Source organism: Mycobacterium sp. UM_CSW (assembly GCF_000455205.1).
In the GTDB taxonomy this organism is placed as follows: Bacteria; Actinomycetota; Actinomycetes; order Mycobacteriales; family Mycobacteriaceae; genus Mycobacterium.
The window spans coordinates 1-23,624 of the sequence record NZ_AUWQ01000017.1 but is presented as its reverse complement, the minus strand read 5'-3'; the positions used below and the strand labels follow the sequence as shown (position 1 = coordinate 23,624).

Here is a 23,624-nt window from a genome sequence, read left to right as displayed (position 1 = left end):
TTAGATCACCGGTTCCCGGATGCACTCCACCCAGGCCGCGCCGCTGTCGGGCACCCGCGGCTGCTTCCATGCCTCGATCGGAAACGACACCATCACGAGCGATTGCATGATGTGCATGAGACTTTTTGCGTCGTCGGGCAGATCGTCCAGTGGAAATTTGTCGCAGTAGGCGATGGCGTCGTTGAGGCGCGGGAAGGCGACATCGTAGAACGCCTGCATCTCGGGCATCGTCGAGGCCAGCCGCTTGGCGTAGCGTTCCGGCTCGGTGGCCAGATCCCAGTCCAAATAGGGCACCAGGTCGGCAAATTCAGACGGTAGCGCCATTGCGCTGGTACTCCTTTACAAAGTCGCCGGTCGTCTTGTGCAGATGACGGATCAGGACCTCCTGGTCGCACAGCAGGAATTCTTTGACGGCCCGGGTGCCGATCATGGTCTGGGTCGCCTCCAGGGTGTTGGCGTCCTGCAGCGCGTACTCCTTGAAGGTTACGGCGGCCAGCTCCTGGGCGAGGCGTTCCCGCGCGTTGCGCGGCGGGACGAAATACAACGTGCACTCGAAGGTGTGCTTGTCGACGGCGGTCGGCCAATAGTGGTAGGTCAAAAACCAGCCCGGCTCCCAGATCAGCAGCATGAAGTTCGGGTAGAAGAGCCACGAGTCGATGCCCCACTGCGGCACTCGCTTCACGTTGACACCCGGTGGCAGCTCGAGGTTCTCGATGATCTCCGGCTTGTCCCAGGGGCCGAACAAACCGCTGCGCAATACCTGGTCCATCGGCTTGACCATCGACATGTCCGGCGGCGGCGCCTGACCACCCCAGGTCGATTGCAGGTTGTGCGGGCCGGCCAACTCGTAGTGCAGCGCCTCGTAGCCGTACTTCTGGATCTTGGCGGCTTCTTCCTTGGTGTACTGCCCCTGGTGCAGGATCGGCGCGTGGTAGAACTCGACGAACGCGTCGATGAACAGCTTCCAGTTGCTGCCGACCTCGGCCCGGTACGAGTAGGTCTCGGTCATCTCGCCGAAGGGGTAGCCCTCGATGCTCTTGGCCAGCGGCCCGAGGTAGTCCGTGAGCGGCGCGGCGTTGTCGTCGAAGTTGATGAAGATGAAGCCTTCCCACACCTCGCACCGGACGGGCGCCAGGCCGTATTGGCTCTTGTCGAGGCCGAAGAACTCGTCTTCCTGTTGGACGAAGGTCAGGTCGCCGTCCAGGCTGTAGCGCCAGGCGTGGTATTTGCAGGTGAACTGCCGGCACGTGCCCGAGGTCTCCTCGTGCGGAAAGTCGTTCCACACCAGCTTGTTTCCGCGGTGCCGGCAGACGTTGTGGAACGCCTTGACGGCTCCTTCCTTGGTCTTGACGATAATCACCGACGTGCCCTTGCCCGCCGAGGGCAGCTCCTTGGTGAAGTAGCTGCCGGTGCGCGGCAGCCGCTCCACACGGCCGACGTTGAGCCAGGTCCTCTTGAAGACCGCGTCACGTTCGGCCTCGAAGAACGCCGGGTCGATGGAATCGGTGTAATCGACCGGCGCGGTGCCGAGCTCCGGGTAGTTTTCTGTCCAGCTTCCGGCAGCTGGTTTCGGGAAGTGGGGCAAGGCTCTAACCTTTCTCGTTCTCGAGCTGGACGCCAAAAGTGTTGATGGCCATCGCGAGCGCGATGTAACCGCCGACGGTGAAGACAAAGTCCATGCGCTGACGTTCGTCGAGCCGCTCGCTGAGGCTGGCCCACGTCTGGTCCGAGACGTTTGACTTCTCGTCGAGTTCGTCGACGGCGGCGAAGACGGCGCGATCGAACTCGTCGTCCGTCTCGCCGGTCTTGGCGGCGGCGATCTCCGCTTCGGACAGTCCGACCTTCTTTGCGATGTCCACGTGGTGGGACCACTCGTAGGCGCAGTCGCATCGATGGGCGACGCGCAGGATGGCTTGCTCGCGGATGCGCGCGGGTAGGGAGGAATCGAGCAGCAAGTACCCGCCGAACCGCAGATACGCCCGGGCCAGCTTCGGGTGGCGCGCCAGCGTCGACATGAGCGTGCCGGCGTCCCGGGGGTTTCGCCGTTCCGGGGGAAGCATGCCGGAAAGCGACTGCTCGACAGCCTCGTCCCACTGGTCCGCGGGCAGCGGCGGCAGGCGCATGCGCGCGTCTCCTCTCGGCGTTCTCGCGGGTAACTCTCGATCCAGGAGAATCATATTCTCATTTCTAACCAATAGAGTTGCATGATTCGGTCGGTTGGTCAATGCCGACGGCCGGGATCCGCGCTGGCCGGGCCCGCGAAGGTTGCTGGATGTTGATTCTCGCTTCGCGAGAAGATAGTTTTCAAAATAGTGATCTTGGCGCCGGGCGATCATTCGCCGATGCTGTGCGGGAGCGGCGCGTCCGAATCGCTCAGCTGGATCAGACTTGGAGAGGACTGGCCATGAACAAAGAAGACATGATCCTGATCAGCGTTGACGACCACACCGTCGAGCCGCCGGACATGTTCAAGAATCACCTGGCGAAGAAGTACATCGACGACGCGCCCCGGTTGGTCCACAACCCCGACGGCTCGGACATGTGGAAGTTCCGCGACACGGTCATCCCCAACGTGGCGCTCAACGCGGTCGCCGGCCGGCCGAAGGAGGAGTACGGCATCGAGCCGACGGGGCTCGACGAGATCCGGCCGGGTTGTTACAACGTCGACGAGCGCGTCAAGGACATGAACGCCGGCGGCATCCTGGCATCGATCTGCTTCCCGTCCTTCCCGGGCTTCGCGGGGCGCCTGTTCGTCACCGAGGATCACGACTTCTCGATCGCTTTGGTGCAGGCCTACAACGACTGGCACATCGACGAGTGGTGCGGCGCCTACCCGGCCCGGTTCATCCCGATGGCGATCCCCGTGATCTGGGATGCCGAGGCGTGCGCCGCCGAGGTGCGCCGGGTGTCGAAGAAAGGCGTGCACGCGCTGACCTTCACCGAGAACCCGGCCGCGATGGGCTATCCCAGCTTCCACGACGAGTACTGGAACCCGCTGTGGAAAGCGTTGGTGGACACCGACACCGTGATGAACGTGCACATCGGGTCGTCCGGCCGGTTGGCCATCACTGCGCCGGATGCGCCGATGGACGTGATGATCACGCTGCAGCCGATGAACATCGTGCAGGCCGCCGCCGACCTGTTGTGGTCGCGGCCCATCAAGGAATACCCGGACCTGAAGATCGCGCTGTCCGAGGGCGGAACCGGCTGGATCCCCTACTTCCTGGAGCGTGCGGACCGGACCTATGAGATGCACTCCGCCTGGACCCACCAGAACTTCGGCGGCAAGCTGCCCAGCGAGGTTTTCCGCGACCACTTCCTGACCTGCTTCATCAGCGACAAGGTCGGCGTGGCGCTGCGCAACATGATCGGCATCGACAACATCTGCTGGGAAGCCGACTACCCGCACAGCGACTCGATGTGGCCGGGCGCGCCCGAGGAACTCTGGGATGTGTTGTCCCTCAACAATGTTCCCGACGACGAAATCAACAAGATGACGTACGAGAACGCGATGCGGTGGTACTCGTTCGACCCGTTCACGCATATCTCGCGCGAACAGGCGACCGTGGGTGCGCTGCGCAAGGCCGCCGAAGGGCACGACGTCTCCATCAAGGCGGCGGGCCACGCCAAGGACTCCCGAGGCGGCTCGTCCTTCGCGGAGTTCGCGGCCAACGCCAAGTCCCTTACCGGCAACACGGACTGAGGCGCCAGGCGCGGTCCCCGCGAGCAGACGCAAAATCGCATTGTCTGGGCCGTAATTGTGCGACTTTGCGTCTGCTCGCGATGAAAAGGAGACCCAGAAGTGTCCGGCGGTGGAATGAATTTCGAGCTGACCGATGACCAGGAGCTGATCCGCCGGTCGGTCGCCGAGCTGGCCCGGAAGTTCGACGACCAGTACTGGATGGAAAAGGACCAGGCGCACGAGTTTCCGACCGAGTTCTACCGGGCCATAGCCGACGGCGGCTGGCTCGGCATGACGATTCCGACCGAGTACGGCGGCCACGGTCTGGGGATCACCGAAGCCACCATCCTGCTCGAAGAGGTGGCGAAATCCGGCGGCGCCATGAATGCGGCGAGCTCCATCCACCTGTCGATCTTCGGCATGCAACCGGTGGTCGTGCACGGTTCCGACGAACTCAAGGCGCGCACGTTGCCCAAGGTTGCGACGGGCGAGGTGCACGTCTGCTTCGGCGTGACCGAACCCGGTGCGGGGCTGGACACCTCGCGCATCACCACCTTCGCCAAACGCGACGGCGACCGCTACATCGTCAACGGCCGCAAGGTGTGGATCTCGAAGGCGATGGAGTCCGACAAGATCCTGCTGCTGACCCGGACGCAAAGCTATGACGAGGTCGCCAAGAAGACCGACGGGATGACGCTGTTCATCACCGATCTCGATCGCAGCCGGGTCGACATCCGCCCCATCCGCAAGATGGGCCGCAACGCCGTCAGCTCCAACGAGTTGTTCATCGACAATCTCGAAGTGCCCGTCGAGGACCGAATCGGCGAGGAAGGCAAGGGTTTCCAGTACATCCTGGACGGCCTGAATCCCGAACGGATGCTGATCGCGGCCGAGGCGCTCGGCATCGGACGGGTGGCGCTGGACAAGGCGGTGAAGTACGGCAACGAGCGCGAGGTCTTCGGCCGGCCCATCGGCATGAACCAGGGACTGCAGTTCCCGCTCGCCGATTCGCTGGCCCGCCTCGACGCGGCCGAGCTGATGCTGCGCAAGGCGACCTGGCTCTACGACAACGGCAAACCCTGTGGGCGAGAAGCCAATACCGCCAAATACCTGTGCGCGGACGCGGGCTTCACCGCCGCGGACCGGGCGTTGCAGACCCACGGCGGCATGGGTTACGCGGAGGAGTACCACATCACGCGCTACTTCCGTGAGGCTCGGCTGATGAAGATCGCGCCGGTCAGCCAGGAGATGATTTTGAATTTCCTGGGATCGAACGTACTGAAATTGCCGAGGAGCTATTGACCACGCCCGACGATCCCGCGCTGCTCGTCGATGACCGCGGCGGCGTGCGGACCCTGACCCTCAATCGTCCGCGTCGCAAGAACGCGATCGATCCCGCGCTATGGATCGCGTTGCGGGACGCCCTCGACGAGGCCGGGCGCGACCGCGGCGTGCGTGCGCTGGTCATCACCGGTGCCGGCGGCAGCTTCTGCTCGGGCGCCGACATCTCGGTGCCCGATGACGTTCATCCGAAATACAAGCTGCAGCGCCTGACGGACGTGGCCCTGGCCTTGCACGAGCTCCCGATTCCCACCGTCGCACAAGTGACCGGCGTCGCGGTGGGGGCGGGATGGAACCTGGCGCTGGGCTGCGATCTGGTGGTCGCGACACCGGAATCCACCTTCTGCCAGATCTTTTCCAAGCGCGGCCTCTCCATCGACCTGGGCGGTTCCTGGCTGCTGCCGAAACTCGTTGGGCTGCAGCAGGCCAAGCGTCTCGCGCTGCTCGCGGAGACCATCGATGCGGCCGAGGCGCAGGCCCTCAACCTGGTGACCTGGGTGGTGTCCGCCACCGAGATCGACGCCTTCGTCCGAGATCTCGCCGACCGGCTCGCGTCCGGTCCGCCGTTCGCGCTCGCACAAACGAAGGCCCTGCTGAACGAGGGCGCCGATCGCACGATGCGCGACGCGCTGGCCAACGAGGCGCGCGCACAAATTGGCAACTTCGCGACGGCGGACGCGGCGGACGCGTATGCCGCCTTCGCCGAACGACGCGAGCCGTCGTTTACTGGTCGGTGGGCGTTATCGAAAACTGATGGAGAAAAAGATGCGTGAGACGGTCATCGTCGAGGCGGTACGGACGGCGGTAGGAAAGCGCAACGGGGGTTTGTCCGGCATGCATCCCGCGGACCTGTCCGCGGTCGTCCTCAACGAGTTGCTGGACCGCGCCGGCGTGGGGCCGGAGATCGTCGACGACGTGGTCTGGGGATGCGTGTCCCAGGTCGGCGACCAGTCCAGCAACATCGGGCGCTACTCGGTCCTGGCCGCCGGCTGGCCCGAAACCATCCCCGGGACGACGGTCAACCGGGCGTGCGGTTCCAGTCAGCAGGCGCTCGATTTCGCCGTGCAGGCGGTGATGTCGGGTCAGCAGGACGTCGTCGTGGCCGGCGGCGTGGAGGTGATGAGCCGCGTTCCGCTGGGCGCGGCCCGCGCGTCGGGAATGCCGTACGGCCCGAAAGTCCTTGAGCGCTATGATGATTTCTCGTTCAACCAGGGCCTGTCGGCGGAGATGATCGCCAAGAAGTGGGGATTTTCGCGCGGCCAGCTGGACGAGTACTCGGTCCAGTCGCACGAGCGGGCGGCCGCCGCCCAAGACAGCGGGGCCTTTGCCGATCAGATCGTTCCGGTGTTCACCGATGACGCGACCGTCGTCGCCGACGAGGGGGTGCGCCGCGGCACCACCGTCGAGAAATTGGCGGGACTCAAGCCCGCGTTCGTCGACGACGGCGTCATCCATGCGGGCAACTCCTCGCAGATCTCCGACGGGGCGGCGGCGCTGTTGGTGACCACGGCGGAGATGGCCGTCGAACTGGGTTTGACGCCGCTGTTGCGCTACCGGGCCGGCGCCGTCACGGGTGCCGACCCGGTCCTCATGCTCACCGGACCCATCCCGGCGACCGAGAAGGTGCTGACCAAGGCCGGCGTCTCGCTGGCGGACGTGGGGGTCTTCGAAGTCAACGAGGCGTTCGCACCGGTCCCCCTGGCGTGGCTCGCGGAAACCGGAGCGGACCCGAGCCGGCTGAATCCGCTGGGCGGCGCCATCGCACTCGGGCACCCGCTGGGTGCGTCCGGCGCGGTGCTGATGACGCGGATGGCCCACCACATGCGTGACAACGGCATCCGGTACGGCCTGCAAACGATGTGCGAGGGCGGCGGCACTGCCAACGCCACCCTGGTCGAGCTCGTCTCGTAACACTCGCCGAAAGAGCGGCCCCGATGAGACGCTTGTCACAGCCGGGAAACCAACCTACTGTGTGTTCAGTAGGTTATTACAACGGCTGGCCGAGAGGGAGTCCGGTGCCCGTCGCGCGGCGATACGACACGCTTCTCGCCAAGGGCGAGGACCGCAAGCAGCGGATCCTCGACGTGGCGCAACGCCTGCTCCTGCGCAACGGCTGGCGCAACACCACGCTCGCCCAGATCGCCGGCGAGGCCGGGGTCACCCCCGCCGGCCTGCTGCACCACTTCGAATCCAAGGAACAGCTGCTGCACGCCGTGCTGGACGCGCGCGACCAGGACGACGCCACCCACGCCGATCGCGCCGGGGATCTGCTCGCCGAGATCGCCCGGGTAGCCGATCGCTTTGATCGGGCGCCCGAGATGGTGGGCACGTTCACCGTGCTGCTGGTCGAAAACATCCTCCCCGACGCCCCGCTGCACGACCGCATGCTGGATCGGCAGCGGCAGGCGATCGACATCGTCGCCGAGCTCATCCGGCTCGGCCAGGCGGACGGCCGATATCGCACCGACATAGACCCCGCCGTCAAGGCGATCGAGATTCTCGCCTTCGTCCACGGAATGGAAACAATATGGTTGCTCGACCCTTCGATACCGCTGACCGACGCCTTCAAGGAGTACGCGGAGGCGCTGGCGCGGGACTTCGCGCCGACGACGACGAGCGAGCAAACATGAGGTACCGGCTCGACGTCGTCGCCAGCAGTGTCGCCGACGTGGTCAGGTTCGCCGGCGGCTGGCTCTTCGACCGCTCGATGGCGGGATGGGACGTCACCGTCCTGCTGACCGACCTGGCCGACTGCCCCGACGTTCGGCCACTTCAGATCATTGGCGCCGGGACGCTCGACCTCGAGGACGCCCTGGCCACGGTGGAAACGCGCCCACACCCCCAGGCGCTGGCGGCCGCGGCGGACCTGTTCGGATGCGACTCGCGCGTGCGCCAGGGCGTGCTGCAGGCCCTCGACCACGGCGCCACCGAGGTCACGCTGTGGGGCGAGAGCTGGCCGGCCGAGCTGGACGACAGCGTCGGCCTGGTGCAGCACCGGCTGAGCATGGCGGCGAAGATCTTCAAGGGCCAAGCCCTGGCGGCGGCCGGGACGGGCGACGGGGTCCCGCACGGGCCGATCGGTTACCTCGAAACCTTCCGCAGCGGGCTGCTGGCGTGGCCCTCGGTGGCCGCCGACCTGGTTCCCGCCGGCTAGTCACCGCTTCCAAACTCGGCGGCTGTCGTTTGACGACGACTGGGCCGTATGGAAATGTAATACTCATCTCTGAGAGGCTCATTCTCACTGCTGAGATTCGAACGGAGCGACACGGTGAACGACTTCACCAAGATGGATTTCTTCCGCGGCAAAGAGCTCATCGCGGACCCGTACCCCTACTACGAGGCGTTGCGACAGCAGTGCCCGGTGACGCGGGAATCCCACCACGGCGTCACCATGGTGACCGGCTGGGACGAGGCCTGCGCGGTGCTCAACGACGCCGCGACGTGGTCCTCGTGCATCTCGGTGACCGGACCGTTTCCCGGTTTTCCGGTCAGCCTCGAAGGTTTGGGGGATAGCGACATCACCGAGCTGATCGAGCAGCACCGCGACGAGCTGCCGTTCAGCGACCAGTTGCCCACGCTGGATCCACCGACCCACACCAACCACCGCTCGCTGCTGATGCGGCTGATCACCCCGAAGCGCCTCAAGGAGAACGAAGACGCCATGTGGGCGCTCGCCGACCAGGCGCTCGACGATTTCCTGGCGCCCGGCCGCGGCGACTGGATCAAGGGCTTCGCCGGCCCGTTCACGCTGCTGGTGATCGCCGACCTGCTGGGCGTGCCGATGGAGGACCGGGACAAGTTCGTCAAGGGCATCGCCGAGCATGCGGGTGGCGGCGTCGGGGGCACCGGTAAGGAATCGCTGGCGCACAGTCCCCTGGAATTCCTCTACGGCCTGTTCTCCGACTATGTCCGCGACCGCCGTCGCGAGCCCCGCGACGACGTGCTGACCGGCCTCGCGACCGCCACCTTCCCCGACGGCTCGATCCCCGACGTCGAAGACGTCGCCCGTGTCGCCAGCAACGTCTTTTCGGCGGGCCAGGAGACCACCGTGCGGCTGCTCGGCGCCGCGCTGCAGACAATCGGGGAGCGCCCCGACATCCAGGCGCAGCTGCGCAGGGACCGCAGCCTGATCCCCAACTTCATCGAAGAGTCGCTTCGCCACGAAAGCCCGGTCAAGGGCGACTTCCGGTTGAACCGGGTGCCCGCCAACGTCGGCGGCGTCGATTTACCGGCGGGCACCACCGTGATGATCGTGCAGGCGGCCGCCAACCGCGATCCGCGCCGGTTCGAGGACCCGACCACATTCGATCCGGCCCGCAAAAACGCCCGCCAGCACATCTCGTTCGGGCGGGGGATCCACAGCTGCCCCGGCGCGCCGCTGGCGCGGGCCGAGACCCGGGTGGCGATCGAGCGACTGCTCGACCGGACATCCGACATCAGGATCGACGAGAGCGTGCACGGCCCCGCGAATAACCGCCGCTACCAATATGTTCCGACGTATATCCTGCGCGGCCTGACCGAGCTGCACCTGGAGTTCACGCCCGCATGAAAGTTTCGGTCGACGACCAACGCTGTCGCGGTCACGGCGTGTGCGTCACGCTGTGCCCCGACGTGTTCAACCTGACCGACGACGGTTACGCGGAGTCGATAACATCCGAGGTCCCAACGGAATTCGAGGCCGCCACCCGAGAGGCCATCGACTGCTGCCCCGAGCAGGCGATCAGCGAGACGCAGGGAGATTCGAGTGGCTAAAGGGCCCAAAGGGTACGTCATCCTGACCGAGGCCATCAAGGATCCGGAGGGCATGAAGGCCTACGCCCGGGCCGCGGGAGCGGCGATGGGCGGGGTCAACATATTGGCGGTGGACACCGCACCCACAGTCATCGAGGGCACCTGGCATGGCCACCAGACCGTCGTGCTGGAATTCGAATCGGTGGACGCGGCCCGGGCCTGGTACGAGTCCGAGGCCTACCAAAAGGCGGCGCGGCTACGCCAAGCGGCGGCCGACTGCAACGCGGTCATCCTTACCGGATTCGGCTAGCCCTCCACGATCGAGATCGCCTGCCGGGGGCATTGACGGACGGCCTCTCGCACGTCCGATTCGATCTCCGGGGTGACTTCCTCTCGCAGCACGGTCAGCATGTCGTCGTCGCCGAGGTGGAAGATCTCGGGGTTGATGCCCATGCAGACGCCGTTGCTTTCACAAAGCCCCCAGTCGACTTCGATCTTCTTCGTCATCGCGATTCCCCTTACCGAAGTATCTTGACGGGTACATTCTTCCAGCCGGCGACGTTCTGCATGTTCACCCGCTTGCACCCCGCCCAGTCCACCTCGTAGCGCGGCATGAAGTCCAGCAGCCGCTCCAGCGCGAGCCTGCTCTCCAGGCGCGCCAGCGCCGCGCCCAGGCAGCTGTGAATCCCGTAGCCGAGACCCAGGTGTTGCGCCTCGGTCTGGTCGCGCTCGATGTCGAACGTTTCCGCGTCGGTGAAGGCCTCAGGATCGCGGTTCGCGGCGGCCCCGCAGAGGAACACCGGTTTGCCCGCCGGGATCACGCCGCCGCTGACGTGCGCCTCCTTCAGGGTGTAGCGGACGTTGTATTGCACCGGTCCCTCGTAGCGCAACAGCTCTTCCACCGCACCCGGAATCTTGCTGCGGTCGTCCTGCAGCATCTGCCACTGGTCGGGATGATGGGCGAAGATCACCGCCGCGTTGCCGAGCAACTTGGTGACGGTCTCGGCGCCGGCGCCCCCCAAAAGGGTGGCGAAGCCGGTGATTTCGATGTCGTCGAGCTTGCGCGGCTTACCGTCCTCGCCGGGGATTTCGGCCGCGATCAGCCGGCTGATCATGTCGTCCTGCGGTTCGGCGCGCCGCTCCTGGATCAGGCCGAAGTAGTACATCGCGGTATCGATGTTCGCCTGCATCCCGGCTTCGCTGATCTCGATCTGCCCCGGTTCGTGGTGCAGGCTGGTGTCGATCCAGTGGCGCACCTGTTGACGGTATTCCTCTGGAACGCCGGCCATCCGGGTGATGACTTCCACCGGGAACGGCCCGGAGAAGTCCTGCACGACATCGAAATTGTCGGGGTCTGCGGCGCCCAGGTATTTCTCGATCACCTCGATGATCGTTTCGACCTGCGATTGAATGGCCCGCGGGGTGAACGCCTTGTTGAGCAGGCTGCGCATGTGGCGGTGCTCCGGCGGGTCCATGAAGATGATCGACTTCTGTTCGGGGGAGATCCCTCGCCGCACCATCGCGAGGTCGCAGCCGCGCGCCGAGGAATACGTCTCGAAGTCCTTGAACGCGGCCGCGACGTCGACGTGCCGGGTCAGCGCGTAGAAGTCCTCTTTTTCGTCGTAGTACAGCGGCGCATCCTCGCGCATCCGTCGATAGATGTCGAACGGATTGTTGAAGAACTCCTCGGAGAACGGATCGAACACGACCTTCGGCTTGGTCACTGCATGCTCCTCATCGGCGGGCTGAACCGTTACAGCGGATTGCCTGACTGTAACGCTAACGGTAGCGCTTTCGTGACGCAGCGAAAAGGCCAAAACACCACCATGTCAGACCTTCCCGCCAACCCCGTCGACTTTGATCACTTGCTCCAGCGCGCCCAGGTCACCGCCCAGTCCCGCGGCGACGTCGCGCACGACCGCCACGTCTTTGGCCACGAATTCGCCCGCTACCTCGATGAACGAGCCGACGGAGCCCCGGGCGGCGACGATGTCCAGCACCCGGCTGGTGGCGCTGCCCTGGGGGAGGGCTTCCAGCAGCGTCGATTCCGGCACGCCCAGGCTTTCCCCCAACCGGATGGCCTCCGCGAGCAGCCCGATATGGCCCGCGAACAGCGCATTGTTCACCAGTTTCACCTTCTGCCCGGCGCCGATCGGCCCGACGTGCAGGACCGGATCGCCGTAGCAGCCCAACACGGTTCGCGCCCGGTTCAGCGCGGCGTCGGCGCCGCCGACGAAGAGCGTCAGCATGCCGGCGGCGATGTCGTGCGGGCCGCCGCTGACCGGGGCGTCGACCACGCCGACGTCGGCGGCGCGGGCGGCAATCGCCTCGATCGTCTTGGGGCTCGCGGTGGTATGCACCACCAACGTGGAACCCGGCCGCATCGTGGGTAGCAGGGCGCCGTCCAGGCAGACCTGCCGCACCTGTTCGTCGGTGAACACGCAGACCACCACGACGTCGGCCCACGGACCGAGCTCACCCACCTCGCCCACCGCGTGGGCACCGAGCCACGCGAGATCGCGGCGCTGTTCGTCCGACCGGGCCAGGGCCCGGACGTCGTGGCCCGCGTCGATGAGCCGCACCACCATGGGGCGTCCCATCCGGCCCACGCCGATGAAGCCGACTTTCATCGGGGGTGCCCCATCTGGGTCAGGGTCGCGTCGGCCGCGTCGAGCACGGCGCCCCCGCGGGCCGCGGCCCGCTCGGCGAGTTCGACGATCAACCGGACGTCCTTCTGCAGCAGCGTCCCGGCCAGGCCGGCCAGCCGGTCCAGGCCGCCGATGCCGCCAAGGGCGTTGAGCGCGAAGCTGTTTGCGCTGCCGCGCGAGACGACTTCGACGAGGCGATCCGGCGACACGCCCAGCTCGTCGGCCAGCGACAGGGTGGCGGCCGCGGTGCCCAGGTTGGCGGTGAACAGCAGATTGTTGAGTAGTTTGGTGGTCTGCCCGGATCCGAGGTCGCCCAGGTGAACGACGGGGTCGGCGTAGGTTTCGAAGACCGGACGGCAGCGCTCGACGACATCGCCGTCGCCGCCGACCATCACCAGCAGCCGGCCCTCCGCGGCCGCCGGACCGCCGCCGCTGACCGGCGCATCGATGATCGAAACCCCATGAACCTCGGCCTGTTTGGCGAGCTCACGGCAGGTGTCGGGATGGACGGTGCTGTGCACCGCGATGACGCCGCCCGGTGTCATGGCCGCCAGCAGGCCGTCCTCGCCGCCGGTGAGTTCCTCGATGTCGGCGTCGCCGACGACGCACAGGCAGACGAGATCGCTAGCCGCGGCCAGATCGGCCGGCGTCGGGGCGATCTTGGCCGGGGTGTCGGCGAACGGCTCCAGCGACGCGGGCCTGCGCGCCCACAGCGTCGTCGGGTAGCCGCCCTCGATGATCCGGCGCGCCATGGGGCCGCCCTGACTGCCTAATCCGATGAACCCAACCCGCATCAACCGGCCTCCAAATCGGCTTCCGAATCCGTTGACCCCTCACCCGCGCATTCCGCCGCGAACGCAAGGACTTTCGCGTGGTAGTCGGGGGCGGTGTGGCCGAGGCTGATGTTGTGTCCGGCGCCGGATTGACGATGTACGACGAACCGGGGCGCCGCGGAGAACAGCGCACTGATCTGGGTCACCGCCCCGTCATCGGCCTGCCAGACCTTTTCGTGCTCGGCGATGCTGAAGTGCACGGGGACGCGCACGGCGGGCGCCAGCTCCGGGAAGGTCTGCCGCGCCCAGTCGGAGACCATTTGGTCCTCGTAGGCCGGCGCCGAGGGGGAAACCGTTGCGCCGCCGAGGACCTCGGGCGGATACAGCTCCGCGGGACTCCACAGCAGGTCGCGCATGCCCGGCGGGCGGCGCTCGCGGGTGGCGGTTTTCAGTATTTCCTTGGCCGCGGGGTGGTAGTGCCGACCGGTGCCGGCCAGTTCGATGCCGAGCAGCTCGGCGCCGCGCGCGTCGGCGGCCATCCGCATCGTCAATTCGCAGCCGCCGGAATGGCCCCACACGAATACGCCTGCGCCACGCGGTCGTTCGCCGAGGATGCGCTCCACTGCGCCGTAGGCGAGGTTGACCCGCTGCTCGCCGGAGGCCATCGCTTCGGGGTACGGTGCGGAGCTGCCGTAGCCGGGCCGATCGAGGGCCACGACGGTGAATCCGGCCTCGGCGCCCGTGCGCAACAACGAATAGGACGGGTGGCCGGGGCAGTCGAAATACAGCGCGGTCGTGCCTCCGCCGTGGATGGCGACGATCACCGCCGTGGGCTCGTCAGCCTCGGCGACCAGCGCCGACATCGGCACCCCGTCGACGATCACCAGCCGCGGACGGACGCTCGTCATGTGTCGGCCCGCAGTAAAAGCACGCCGCTGGGGGTGAGGCCGCCGCTGCTGACGACGCCGACGCGGGCGTCGGTTACCTGCCGGTCACCGGCCTCGCCGCGCAGCTGGCTGACCGCTTCGTGCAGCAGGCCCATGCCGTGGGTGCGACCGTGCGATAGTTGGCCGCCGTGCGTGTTGAGCGGTAATTGCCCGTCGCGCGCGATGTTCTTGCCGCCGTCCAGGAATTCCTTGGCCTCGCCGATGCCGCAGAATCCCAGCGCCTCGATCCAAGACAGGCAGTTGAAGGAAAACCCGTCGTAGAGTTCGGCCACGTCGACATCGGCGGGCCGCAACGACGTGCGGGTCCACACATGCGCGGCCTGGCCCAGCACCTGTGGCTCGTGCGTCAAAGTGCTTTGGTCCCAATCGAGTCGCTCGACGATCTGGGTGCCGACGGCCTCCACCAGGACGGGCGGCTTGGCCAGGTCGCGGGCGGCGTCGACGGCCGACACGATGACGGCGATCGCGCCGTCGCACGGCACGTCGCAGTCGTACAGCCCGAACGGCGTGGTGATGGGACGCGCGCCCAGATAGTCGTCCATCGTCATCGGGGTGCGATAGATGGCGGTGGGGTTGAGTTCGGCGTTGGCGCGCTGGTTCAGGGCGATCCAGCCCAGCGTCTCTTTCGTTGTGCCGTAACGGTGGAAGTGCCGCTGCGCGTTCATCGCCAGCGTGTGGGCGGCCGAGGTGGCGCCGAATGGCATCTGCCACCCCGACATTCGGCCCATCGAGGACGCGATTTTGCCCTGCTTCATCAGCTCGCCGTGGGTGGCTTCCCACACCGTCCGGAAGCACAGCACGTGGCGCGCGAGCCCACCGGCGATCGCCAGCATCGCAGCGATCACGGAGCCACCCGGGCCGAACGTTTCCATCGCGCCGTTGTGCCACGTCGGCCGGATGCCCAATGCGGCCTCCAGGGCGGTGGTGCCCCCCTCGCCCATTCCCGCGACGTTGAGAGCGCCGGGGTAGGTGGACAGGCCGTCGATATCGGCGAATGTCAGCCCGGCGTCGGCGATCGCCGCCTCGCAGGCCTGAACGGTGAGCGACAGCGGCAGCTGCATCAAGCGGCGGCCGATCGGCGACATGCCGATGCCGGTGAGCGCGACCTTGTCTTCGAACTTCTCCTGGGTGAGCATGGGGCGCACGCGCTCGCCGAAGCGCTCGGGCGCGATCTCGTCGGACGGCAGGGCTGCGGGTTCGGCATCGGGAATCGGCCGGAACAGCGGAAACCACACGTCCTCGACCTGCTCGAAGACCACCTCCACCTGTTGACCGAGCTCCAGCCGCTCGAAATCGCACTCGACGATGTTGGTGGTCAGCCGCACGCGCGGGTCCTCGGCGATCGCCACCTGTGCGACAACGTACGGCGCCGGCAGCCCCGGCAGGCTGAACCGCTCGTTGACGGTGAACCCGGCCAGCGTCGCCCGGCCGGAAACGTCCCGCACACCCACGTCCCGGGATCGGCAGTACCGGCACACCGGAGCCGGCGGATGGATCAGCGCGTCGCAGCTCTGGCATTCCTGTAGCCGAAGCGTCCCGTCGGCGCCCGAAGTCCAAAAGAACTCGTTGTCCTGCGTGATCAGGGGCAGCGGGCGGCCCGGTGCAGCTGACACGTCACCTCCGCGAGTCGAACGGCCAATCCGGTAGGGCCGTTATACGAATCGGAGAATCACGTTATCACTGCCAGCAGGCACCATCTAGACCGTAGGCGCCGGCCTTTCGAGCTCGTCGAATCGGGCGAGCGCGGTGTCGAGGTCCGTCTCGTCGAATATTTCGATGCGGTTGATCAGGTCGCCTTCGACCGTGACACCGATGATCTCTCGCCACTCTCCGTCGAAGCCCTGTTGCGAAGTCCCACGCACTGCCTGTGTGACGACCGCTCCGACATTGCTCAGTCGATGCACAGTCTCGACGTAGCTGTAGATGTCCGGGGCCATTTCCCACGTGGCCTGTATATAAGGGATCAGCTCGCCGGGCGCGAAGGCGATCGCGCGCCGATGGTCGATGCTCACCCATTCTTGCGTTGTCGGGGGTAGTTCGCGTCGGTTTGTCGCGGTGTAGCCACCGAGGATGACAGACCATGTGTGCGAGTGTGCGGCCGCTTCGCCGGCGAGATATCGGGCATCGAGTTCCGCCAGTGCGGCATCGAGATCATCGGTGTCGAACAGAATGCGTGCCAGGATCTGGTTTTCGGCGTTGATTTCAAGAACGCATAGTGTCTCAGACGCAGTGGACTCGGACCACTGGCCTGAAACGCTGTGACAACCGAGGAAGAGGCGCTGCCCGCGCACCGCGATCACGGTTAACGTTGCGTTGACGACGCCAACTGCGGCAATCGCCCTCTGGCTTGCAATCTCTGCATCTCGACCGTGCCGGATGCCGGCGTTCACGGTGCGGCGACGATCATCTACGCAGATGTCGTCGGCGATCAATCCCGCAACATCATCCCAGTCGCGGGCAGCGAACGAGGCCACGAAGCGTCGCTCAACCTGGCTTGCCGCGTTCTCCAGACGCGGCGCCTCAGAGTGCAGCTCCTCGAAGCGGGCGAGTGCGGCATCAAGGTCGGCCTCGTCGAAGACTTCGACGCGGCTTACCAGGCCGTCTTCCACCATAAAAACGTCGATCATCCTTGACTCGATATCAAGGCCCTGTTTCGAGCGCCCTTTTAAGGTTTGGGTGACGACGGCGCCACGTTCGCTCAGTTGATGCACGCTCTCGGCGATGTACGTGCTGACGTCCATGAGGTCCCAAATGGCACGGATGTTCGCGGTCAGATCAGTCGCGTCGTTGGTCACGAGCGGACGATGATCGATGTAGACCGAATTCTGTGTCGTCGAGGGGAATTCGTGACGGTTGAACGCGGCATAGGTCTGCGCGATGACCGACCACGTCTGCGCGTGATCGGCCGCCTCGCCGGCGAGGTAGCGGGCATCAAGTTCCGCAAAGGCAGCGTCGATGTCGTCGAGGTCAAACGAGATGGCCGCAACGAGCCGTTCGTCGGCGTCGATCTCGCCGATGCCGAGTGCCTCGGCGCCGACCTCACTGGTCATGCCGCGGTTGAAGATACGGACATGGGCGAGGGCAAGGCGCTCCCCGCGGGTCGCGATGATGCTCGAAGAAAAGGTCGGTGCGCTGACGTCGACGGTGGCTTGCATGTCCGTGATATGTACATCGCGGCCACGTCGAACCCCTGCGTTCACGACATGCCGGCGATCATCCGCGACAACGTCGTCGGCCAGTACCTCCGCCATAGCGGCCCAGTCTCCCGCCGAGATGCAGGCAAGGTACCGCTCGACTATTTGGCTTGCTGGGTTTTCCAGCCGTGGCGCCCGCGGTTGCAGTTCCTCAAATCGGGCGAGCGCGGCGTCGAGGTCCGTGTCCTCGAATACTTCGCAGCGATTGATCCGGTCGCCTTCGACTGTCAGAAGTTCGATAACTCGCCACTCGGCATTGAAGCCATCTGGTGAGGTCCCAGACGCCGTATAGGTGGCGACCGCTCCGAAACTGCTGAGCCGATGCGCCGCCTCGATGTGGATGGTGAAGTCTGGCGTGACGTCCCAAATGGCGCCCGTGGATGCCCGCGGATCAGCCGCGTCGATTAAGCCGAGCGACCGGTGATCGATGGTGACGTAGTCGGCCGCAGTTGGTTCGTGCCGGTTGAACGCGGCGCATTCCCGCGCCATCACCGACCAAGTCTGCGCGTGCGCGGCCGCTTCGCCAGCGAGGTATCGGGCATCGAGCTCTTCGAAGGCGGCGTCGATGTCATCAGCGTCGAACATGACCCGCGCTGCGATCCTCTGCTCGAGGTCGACCTCGACGACATTAAGTACCTCGGTGTGAAAGTCCGCAGCCGGCTGATCGGGCCCCAACCATCGTGCCCGACTGAGGAATAGGCGTTCTCCCCGAATCGCAACGACGTCTGACGTTACGATCTTGACACCGAGGTCTGCCATTGCCTGCGAGTAGGCGATTGTGACGTCGCGGCCGCGTCGGATTCCGACGTTCACGATCCGTCGGCGATCGTCCGTACAAGTGTCCTCGGTCAGCATGTTCGCCATTGCGTCCCAGTCCCGGGCCGCGAGGTGTGTCCGAAGTCGTTCGTCGACGCGGCTCGCCGCGTTTTCCGGCCGCGGCGCCAGCGGTTGCAATTCCTTGAAGCGGGCGAGCGCGGCGTCGAGGTCCTCCTCGTCGAAGATTTCGCAGCGGCTAAGTAGGTCGCCGTCGACCATCAGAATGATGATCTCGCCCGATTCGATCTCGACGTCTTCGCGTGAAGTCGCATGCGTTGCGTGGGCAACGACCGCTCCGAGGTTGGTCAATCGGTGCACAGTCGTGACGTCAATTCTGGCTTCCGACGTGATATCCCAAAACGCCCGGATGTTTGGAGTCACCGCATTTGCCTCGATCGTGCCGAACCGGCGATGGTCGATGCTTGTCCAGTCCCGCGTCGTCGCAGCGAGCTCGCGCCGATTGAGCGCGGCATAGGCCTGGGATATCACCGACCACGTGTGCGCGTGCGGGGCCGCTTCGCCGGCGAGGTAGCGCGCGTCGAGCTCCTCGAAGGCAGCGTCGATGTCGTCGGCGTCGAACAGGATGGTGGCCACGATCCGGTACTCACTATCGATCTGTGCGATGGCGAGCATTTCGACGCGAAACTCCCCATGCTGCAGATCGCCGTTCGAAGAACGAACACGAGTGAGGACGAGGCGCTCACCGCGGGTTGCGACGACGGTCATCGCGTTATTCGCCTCAACCTCGGCGAGGCTTCGCATGTCCGCGATGTGGTTGTCTCGACCTCGTTGGATCCCGGCGTTTATAACGCGACGGCGATCGTCACTCGAAAAGTTGTCGCCCAGTATCGCCGCCATGGCGTCCCAGTCACGGGCGGTGTAGTAGCTCCAGAAGCGTTCGTTCACTTGGCTTGCCGCGTTTTCGAGTCGCGGTGCCGGTTGGATCAGCTGATCGAATTTCGCGAGTGCGGCGTCGATGTCCGCCTCGTCGAACATTTCGCAGCGATTGACCATGCCGCCCTCGAGCGTCAAAAAGTGGATCCCCCGCCACTCGGCGTCTACGCCGTCTTTCGTGGTTCCGTGCGCAGCGTGGGTGACGACCGCTCCTCGGGCGCCTAGCCGATGCACAACCTCGATGTAGCCTTTGAGTTCCGGAGTAAGCTGCCAAGCGGCGCGGAGGTTTTCGGCCAGATCCGTCGCCTCGAACTTCGCACGTAACCGGTGATCAATGTTCACGTAGTCTGGTGCGGCCGCTGGGACCTCGTACCGGTTCAGCGCGTCGTAGCCCGCGGCGATAACGGACCATGCGTCCCGATATGGCGCCGCCTCACCGGCAATGTACCGGGACTCGAGTTCTTCGAAGGCGCCGTCGGTGTCGTCGACGTCCAACGTCACGACCGTCGCGAGCCGCTCGTCGGCGTCGATCTCCACTACCTGCAGGACATCATTGAACTGGAACGCCTCGGTTGGCTGCTCGTTGTCCACGTGTTGATGCCTCAGGGCGAGGCGCTCCCCACGGGTGGCGATAATCGTCGACGAGAGTTTGTCGACGCCGATCTCGACTATGGCTTGCATGTTTGCGATTTCGGCATCCCGACCTCGTCGCACACCGGCGTTGATCACCTGCCGACGATCGTCGTCAACTACGTCCTCGGCCATCATTTCGGCCATGGCGTCCCAGTCGCGGGCTGCGAAGCACGTCTGGAATCGATCGATTGCTCGGCTTGCCGCGTTTTCCAATCGCGGTGTCGGTCGGCTGAGCTCATCGAACTTCGCAAGTGCAACTTCGAGATCCGCCTCGTCGAAAACCTCGCTGCGGCTGACCATGTCGCCATCGACCGTCGAAATGTTAACGGCCCGCCATTCGGCGTCAAAGCCCTCCCGCGACGTCCCACGCGCAGCGTGGGTAATGACCACTCCGAGATCGCTGAGGCGATGCACAGCCTCGATGTAGACGCGGCCTTGCGGGACGACGTCCCACGTCGCACGGATGAATGCGCCCAGATCGTCCGCCTCGACGCGTTGCCCCCGCCGATGGTCGATGTTGACCCAACCCGGCGTGGTCGGCGGTAGTTCGTGCTGATTGAGCGCGGCGTAGGCGGAAGCGAGCACCGACCACGTGTGAGCGTGGGCGGCCGCCTCGCCCGCAATGTACCGGGCGTCGAGCTCCGCCATGGCGGCCTCAACTTCGTCGACGTCGAACGAGACCGCTGCGACAATCCTCTCGTCGGCGCCGATCTCGAAGACCCCGAGCACCTCTGTGAGAAATGCCCCCCGCGGCCCTCGATCGCGGCCCGAGTACGCGGCACCCATGAGAACGAGGCGTTCCCCGCGGGTTGCCATGACGGTCGATGTCACGCTCATGAGCGCCAGGTCGGCGATCGCTCGCATGTCCAGGATTACAGCGTCTCGACCATGTCGGACTCCTGCGCCCACCACCCGACGGCGATCGTCACTGGAAAAGTCGTCGGTCAAGATTTCCGCCATGGCGTTCCAGTCGCCCGCGGCGATGTGTGCCAAATAGCGCTCACCCACTCGGCTAGCCGTATTTTCCAGACGGGGTGACGGCCGGCTGAGCTCGTCGAACTTCGCTAGTGCGGCGTCGAGGTCGACCTCGTCGAATACCTCGCTGCGGTCAAGCAATTCGCCGTCTACCGTCATCAGGTTGACGCCCCGCCACTCGGCTTCGAAGCCCTGTCGCGAGGTTCCGTATCCAGTCCAAGTGAACACCGCGCCCAGGTCGTTGAACCGATGTGCTGTCTCGATGTAGAGCTTGAGGTTTTGGTCGAGGTCCCAGCCGGCACGGATGTATTCGAAACCTTCACCGGGCGCAAACGAGGCCACCCGGCGGTGGTCAATGCTCACCGGATCCGGTGTCGTCGCAGGGAATTCGCGTCGATTGTGCGCAACGAAAGCACCCGCGACTAGCGACCAGGTGCCCGCATGTACCGCGCCCTCTCCTGCGAGGAACCGGGCGTCAAGTTCCTCAAAGGCGGCGTCGATGTCGTCAGGGTCGAACACGACGGCCGCCGCCATCCGGTCGTCGGCGTCGATTTCGACGACCACAAGCATCTCGATGCGAAACGCGTCGGGTTGAGGGTCGCGGTCCGAAAATCGGTAGCGACTTAAAACGAGGCGCTGTGCGCGTGTCGCAACGACCGTTGAGGTCACATTCTGGGATCCGAGAGCTGCGTATGCATGCACGATGCGTTCAGCATCTCGACCCTCCAGGCTACCCGCATTCACGACTCGACGCCGATCGTCAACGGCAAAGCTGTCGGACAGCATCTCGGCCATTGCATCCCAGTCGCGGGAGGCGAAACACGCCTGAAAGCGCTGATCCACTCGGCTTGCTGTGTTTTCCAGTTGCGTTGCCGGACGGCTGAGTTCGTCGAACCTCGCAACCGCGGCGTCGAGGTCTGTCTCATCGAAGACTTCGCAGCGATGGATCCGGTCGCCGTCGACCAATAAGAGATCGACTGCCCGCCACTCGGCGTCGAATCCCTGTTGCGAGCTCCCATGCCCCTGATGGGTGATGACCGCTCCGGAATTGTTGAGCCGATGCACCGCCTCGATGTGGATGCTGAGGTCTGGCGTGAGGTCCCAAATAGTGCGAATAGATGGGGTCATGTTGCTGGGCTCGAACGGTGTTGCTAGTCGGTGGTCAATGGTGACCCAGTCTTCCGTCGCGGGGACTTCGTGGCGGTTGAATGCGGCGTAGCTGTCCGCAATGACCGTCCACGTGCTCGCTTGGGCAGCCGCTTCGCCAGCAATATATCGAGCGTCGAGCTCGGCGACAGCTGCCTCGAAGTTGTCGAGGTCGAAAACGACAACACCCGCAATACGCTCTTCGGCGTCGATCTCGACTATCTGGAGGGCATCGTTTTGTATCGCCTCGGGGTCAGGACCCGAAACACGAACTCCGGTAAGGGCGAGGCGCGCGCCGCGGGTAGCCAGGACGTCCAACATTGCCATCGTGAAGCCAACATCGACGGTTGCCTTTGCATCTTTGATGTTGGCATCTCGGCCATGCAGAACCCCTGCGTTCACCACCCGCCGCCGATCGTCGACGCAGACGTTCTCGGCCGATATTTGAGTCACCGCGTACCAATCGCCGGCAGCAACGTACGAATAAAGGCGTTCGAATACACGCGTGGCGGTGTTTTCCAGCCGCGGTGTCGCTTGGTTGAGTTCGTCGAACCTCCCGAGTGCGGCGTCGAGGTCCGCCTCGTCGAACATCTCGCTGCGGTTGAACAGATCGCCTTCGACTGTCATGAGGTGAATCTCGCGCCACGTGGCGTCGAAGCCTTGTTGCGAGGTCCCGCGTCCCACATGAGTGACGACCGCGCCGAGGCCACTCAACCGATGCACAGCCTCGATGTAAAAGCTGATGTCCGGAATGTGATCCCAGCCAACGCGGACGAATTTGAAGACATCGCCGTTCGGATACGTGGTCACCCGGCGGCGGTCGACGTTTACCCAGTCCGGTGTGGTGGCAGGCAGCTCGCGGCGGTTATAGCTTGCGTATGCCGCCGCGACAAGCGACCACGCGTTCGCGTAAGCGGCTGCTCCGTCGGCGAGATATCGGGCGTCGAGCTCGGCGACGGCGGCGGCGAAGTCTTCGACGTCGAACACGACAGCAGCCGCGAGTCGCTCCTCGGCGTCTATGTGGACGACTTCCAGGACGTCGTTTTGAATCGCACCGGGATCGCTTCCCGCGGCGCGAACACGCACGAGAGTGAGACGGTCGCCGCGGGTGGCCACGACGTCCAACATCGTCATCTTGAAGCCGACATCAACGGTCGCCCGGGCGGCTGAGATTGCGGCGTCCCGGCCACGTATTGGCTCGGCGTTGACCACCCGCCGACGATCATCGATGGAAACGTTCTCGGCCGCGATTTGAGTCAAGGCATGCCAGTCGACGGTGGCAAAGTACGAACAAAGGCGCTCGAATACACGCGTTGCCGTGTTCGCCAGCCGCGGTGTCGGTTGGGTGAGTTCGTCGAACCTCGCGAGCGCGGCATCGAGGTCCCCCTCGTCGAATACCTCGCAGCGGTTGACCAAGTCGCCAGTTAGCGTGATGAGACTGATCACCCGCCACTCCGCGTGGAAACCTTGTTGCGAGTTTTCATTCGTCACATGGGTCATGACCGCGCCGAAGTTGTCCAGCCGATGTACTGCCTCGACGAAGTTGGTCACGTCGAATGCGAGTTCCCACGAGGCGCCTACTACGGCGGGCAATTCACCGGGCGCAATCGATCGACCAAGGCGTCGGTGGTCGACATTCACCCAATCTGGTGTCGTCGGTGGAAGTTCGCGCCGGTTGAGCGCGTCGAAACCCTGCATGATGACCGACCACGTTTGCGAGTGCACAGCCGCTTCGTCGGCGAGGTACCGCGCGTCGAGCTCCGCGATCGCGGCTTTGAAGTCATCGAACTCGAACACAACGAATGCCACGATCCGTTCGTCAGCGTCGATCTCGGTGACGACGA

The 23,624-nt window shown here is 65.0% G+C and carries 19 protein-coding genes; 9 read left to right on the top strand and 10 right to left on the bottom strand.

All coding sequences use genetic code 11. The features are described from left to right. Genes N415_RS07495 through N415_RS07485 form a run of 3 tightly spaced genes read right to left on the bottom strand, consistent with a single transcriptional unit; the run spans position 1 to position 2,123 of the window. Positions 1-324, bottom strand: a complete 324-nt coding sequence (locus N415_RS07495) for a hypothetical protein (protein WP_068179022.1) — start codon at positions 322-324, stop codon at positions 1-3. Beyond that, the gene (locus N415_RS07490; protein WP_068179019.1) at positions 308-1,585 is read right to left on the bottom strand and encodes an aromatic ring-hydroxylating dioxygenase subunit alpha; all 1,278 of its coding nucleotides are present in this window, start codon (positions 1,583-1,585) and stop codon (positions 308-310) included. The genes N415_RS07495 and N415_RS07490 overlap by 17 nt, the downstream gene beginning before the upstream one ends. Positions 1,586-1,589: 4 nt before the next feature. After that, the gene (locus N415_RS07485) at positions 1,590-2,123 is read right to left on the bottom strand and encodes a carboxymuconolactone decarboxylase family protein (RefSeq protein ID WP_068179016.1); all 534 of its coding nucleotides are present in this window, start codon (positions 2,121-2,123) and stop codon (positions 1,590-1,592) included. Between the two features lie 281 nt (positions 2,124-2,404). On the opposite strand from N415_RS07485, the gene N415_RS07480 reads away from it, so the two are divergent. The 9 genes from N415_RS07480 (at position 2,405) to N415_RS07440 (ending at position 10,064) form a co-directional block, all read left to right on the top strand. After that, complete coding sequence (locus N415_RS07480; RefSeq protein WP_068179015.1) at positions 2,405-3,703, top strand: amidohydrolase family protein; 1,299 nt, start codon at positions 2,405-2,407, stop codon at positions 3,701-3,703. 114 nt (positions 3,704-3,817) lie between these two features. Then, positions 3,818-4,984 (top strand): acyl-CoA dehydrogenase family protein, encoded by a 1,167-nt coding sequence (locus N415_RS07475; RefSeq protein ID WP_068107463.1) that lies wholly within the window; start codon positions 3,818-3,820, stop codon positions 4,982-4,984. Further along, positions 4,981-5,796: an enoyl-CoA hydratase-related protein gene (locus tag N415_RS07470; RefSeq protein ID WP_068179012.1), complete on the top strand. Its 816-nt coding sequence runs from the start codon at positions 4,981-4,983 to the stop codon at positions 5,794-5,796. Before N415_RS07475 ends, N415_RS07470 begins: the two co-directional genes overlap by 4 nt. Further along, complete coding sequence (locus tag N415_RS07465) at positions 5,789-6,934, top strand: thiolase family protein (protein WP_068179010.1); 1,146 nt, start codon at positions 5,789-5,791, stop codon at positions 6,932-6,934. Before N415_RS07470 ends, N415_RS07465 begins: the two co-directional genes overlap by 8 nt. A gap of 104 nt (positions 6,935-7,038) precedes the next feature. Next, positions 7,039-7,653 (top strand): TetR/AcrR family transcriptional regulator, encoded by a 615-nt coding sequence (locus N415_RS07460; RefSeq protein WP_068179006.1) that lies wholly within the window; start codon positions 7,039-7,041, stop codon positions 7,651-7,653. Then, positions 7,650-8,177, top strand: a complete 528-nt coding sequence (locus tag N415_RS07455; protein WP_068179004.1) for a hypothetical protein — start codon at positions 7,650-7,652, stop codon at positions 8,175-8,177. The genes N415_RS07460 and N415_RS07455 overlap by 4 nt, the downstream gene beginning before the upstream one ends. 132 nt (positions 8,178-8,309) lie before the next feature. Beyond that, positions 8,310-9,572 carry a cytochrome P450 gene (locus N415_RS07450; RefSeq protein WP_068179404.1) on the top strand — a complete coding sequence of 421 codons (1,263 nt, stop codon included), beginning with the start codon at positions 8,310-8,312 and terminating at the stop codon, positions 9,570-9,572. Then, positions 9,569-9,775, top strand: a complete 207-nt coding sequence (locus N415_RS07445; RefSeq protein ID WP_068179000.1) for a ferredoxin — start codon at positions 9,569-9,571, stop codon at positions 9,773-9,775. The genes N415_RS07450 and N415_RS07445 overlap by 4 nt, the downstream gene beginning before the upstream one ends. Beyond that, complete coding sequence (locus tag N415_RS07440; RefSeq protein WP_068178997.1) at positions 9,768-10,064, top strand: DUF1330 domain-containing protein; 297 nt, start codon at positions 9,768-9,770, stop codon at positions 10,062-10,064. The genes N415_RS07445 and N415_RS07440 overlap by 8 nt, the downstream gene beginning before the upstream one ends. On the opposite strand, the gene N415_RS07435 is transcribed toward N415_RS07440, so the two are convergent. The 7 genes from N415_RS07435 to N415_RS31860 form a co-directional block, all read right to left on the bottom strand. Next, on the bottom strand, positions 10,061-10,261 hold the full coding sequence (locus tag N415_RS07435) for a ferredoxin (protein ID WP_068178994.1): 201 nt from the start codon (positions 10,259-10,261) through the stop codon (positions 10,061-10,063). The genes N415_RS07440 and N415_RS07435 overlap by 4 nt on opposite strands. 11 nt (positions 10,262-10,272) lie before the next feature. Beyond that, complete coding sequence (locus N415_RS07430) at positions 10,273-11,478, bottom strand: cytochrome P450 (RefSeq protein WP_068178991.1); 1,206 nt, start codon at positions 11,476-11,478, stop codon at positions 10,273-10,275. Between the two features lie 105 nt (positions 11,479-11,583). Continuing rightward, positions 11,584-12,384 (bottom strand): NAD(P)-dependent oxidoreductase, encoded by an 801-nt coding sequence (locus N415_RS07425; RefSeq protein WP_081665108.1) that lies wholly within the window; start codon positions 12,382-12,384, stop codon positions 11,584-11,586. Further along, complete coding sequence (locus tag N415_RS07420; RefSeq protein WP_068178988.1) at positions 12,381-13,196, bottom strand: NAD(P)-dependent oxidoreductase; 816 nt, start codon at positions 13,194-13,196, stop codon at positions 12,381-12,383. Before N415_RS07420 ends, N415_RS07425 begins: the two co-directional genes overlap by 4 nt. After that, positions 13,196-14,083: an alpha/beta hydrolase gene (locus N415_RS07415; RefSeq protein ID WP_068178985.1), complete on the bottom strand. Its 888-nt coding sequence runs from the start codon at positions 14,081-14,083 to the stop codon at positions 13,196-13,198. The genes N415_RS07420 and N415_RS07415 overlap by 1 nt, the downstream gene beginning before the upstream one ends. Beyond that, positions 14,080-15,735 carry an OB-fold domain-containing protein gene (locus N415_RS07410; RefSeq protein ID WP_068178982.1) on the bottom strand — a complete coding sequence of 552 codons (1,656 nt, stop codon included), beginning with the start codon at positions 15,733-15,735 and terminating at the stop codon, positions 14,080-14,082. The genes N415_RS07415 and N415_RS07410 overlap by 4 nt, the downstream gene beginning before the upstream one ends. An 84-nt stretch (positions 15,736-15,819) precedes the next feature. Beyond that, positions 15,820-23,589 (bottom strand): hypothetical protein, encoded by a 7,770-nt coding sequence (locus N415_RS31860; RefSeq protein ID WP_204366812.1) that lies wholly within the window; start codon positions 23,587-23,589, stop codon positions 15,820-15,822. Positions 23,590-23,624: the final 35 nt, after the last annotated feature.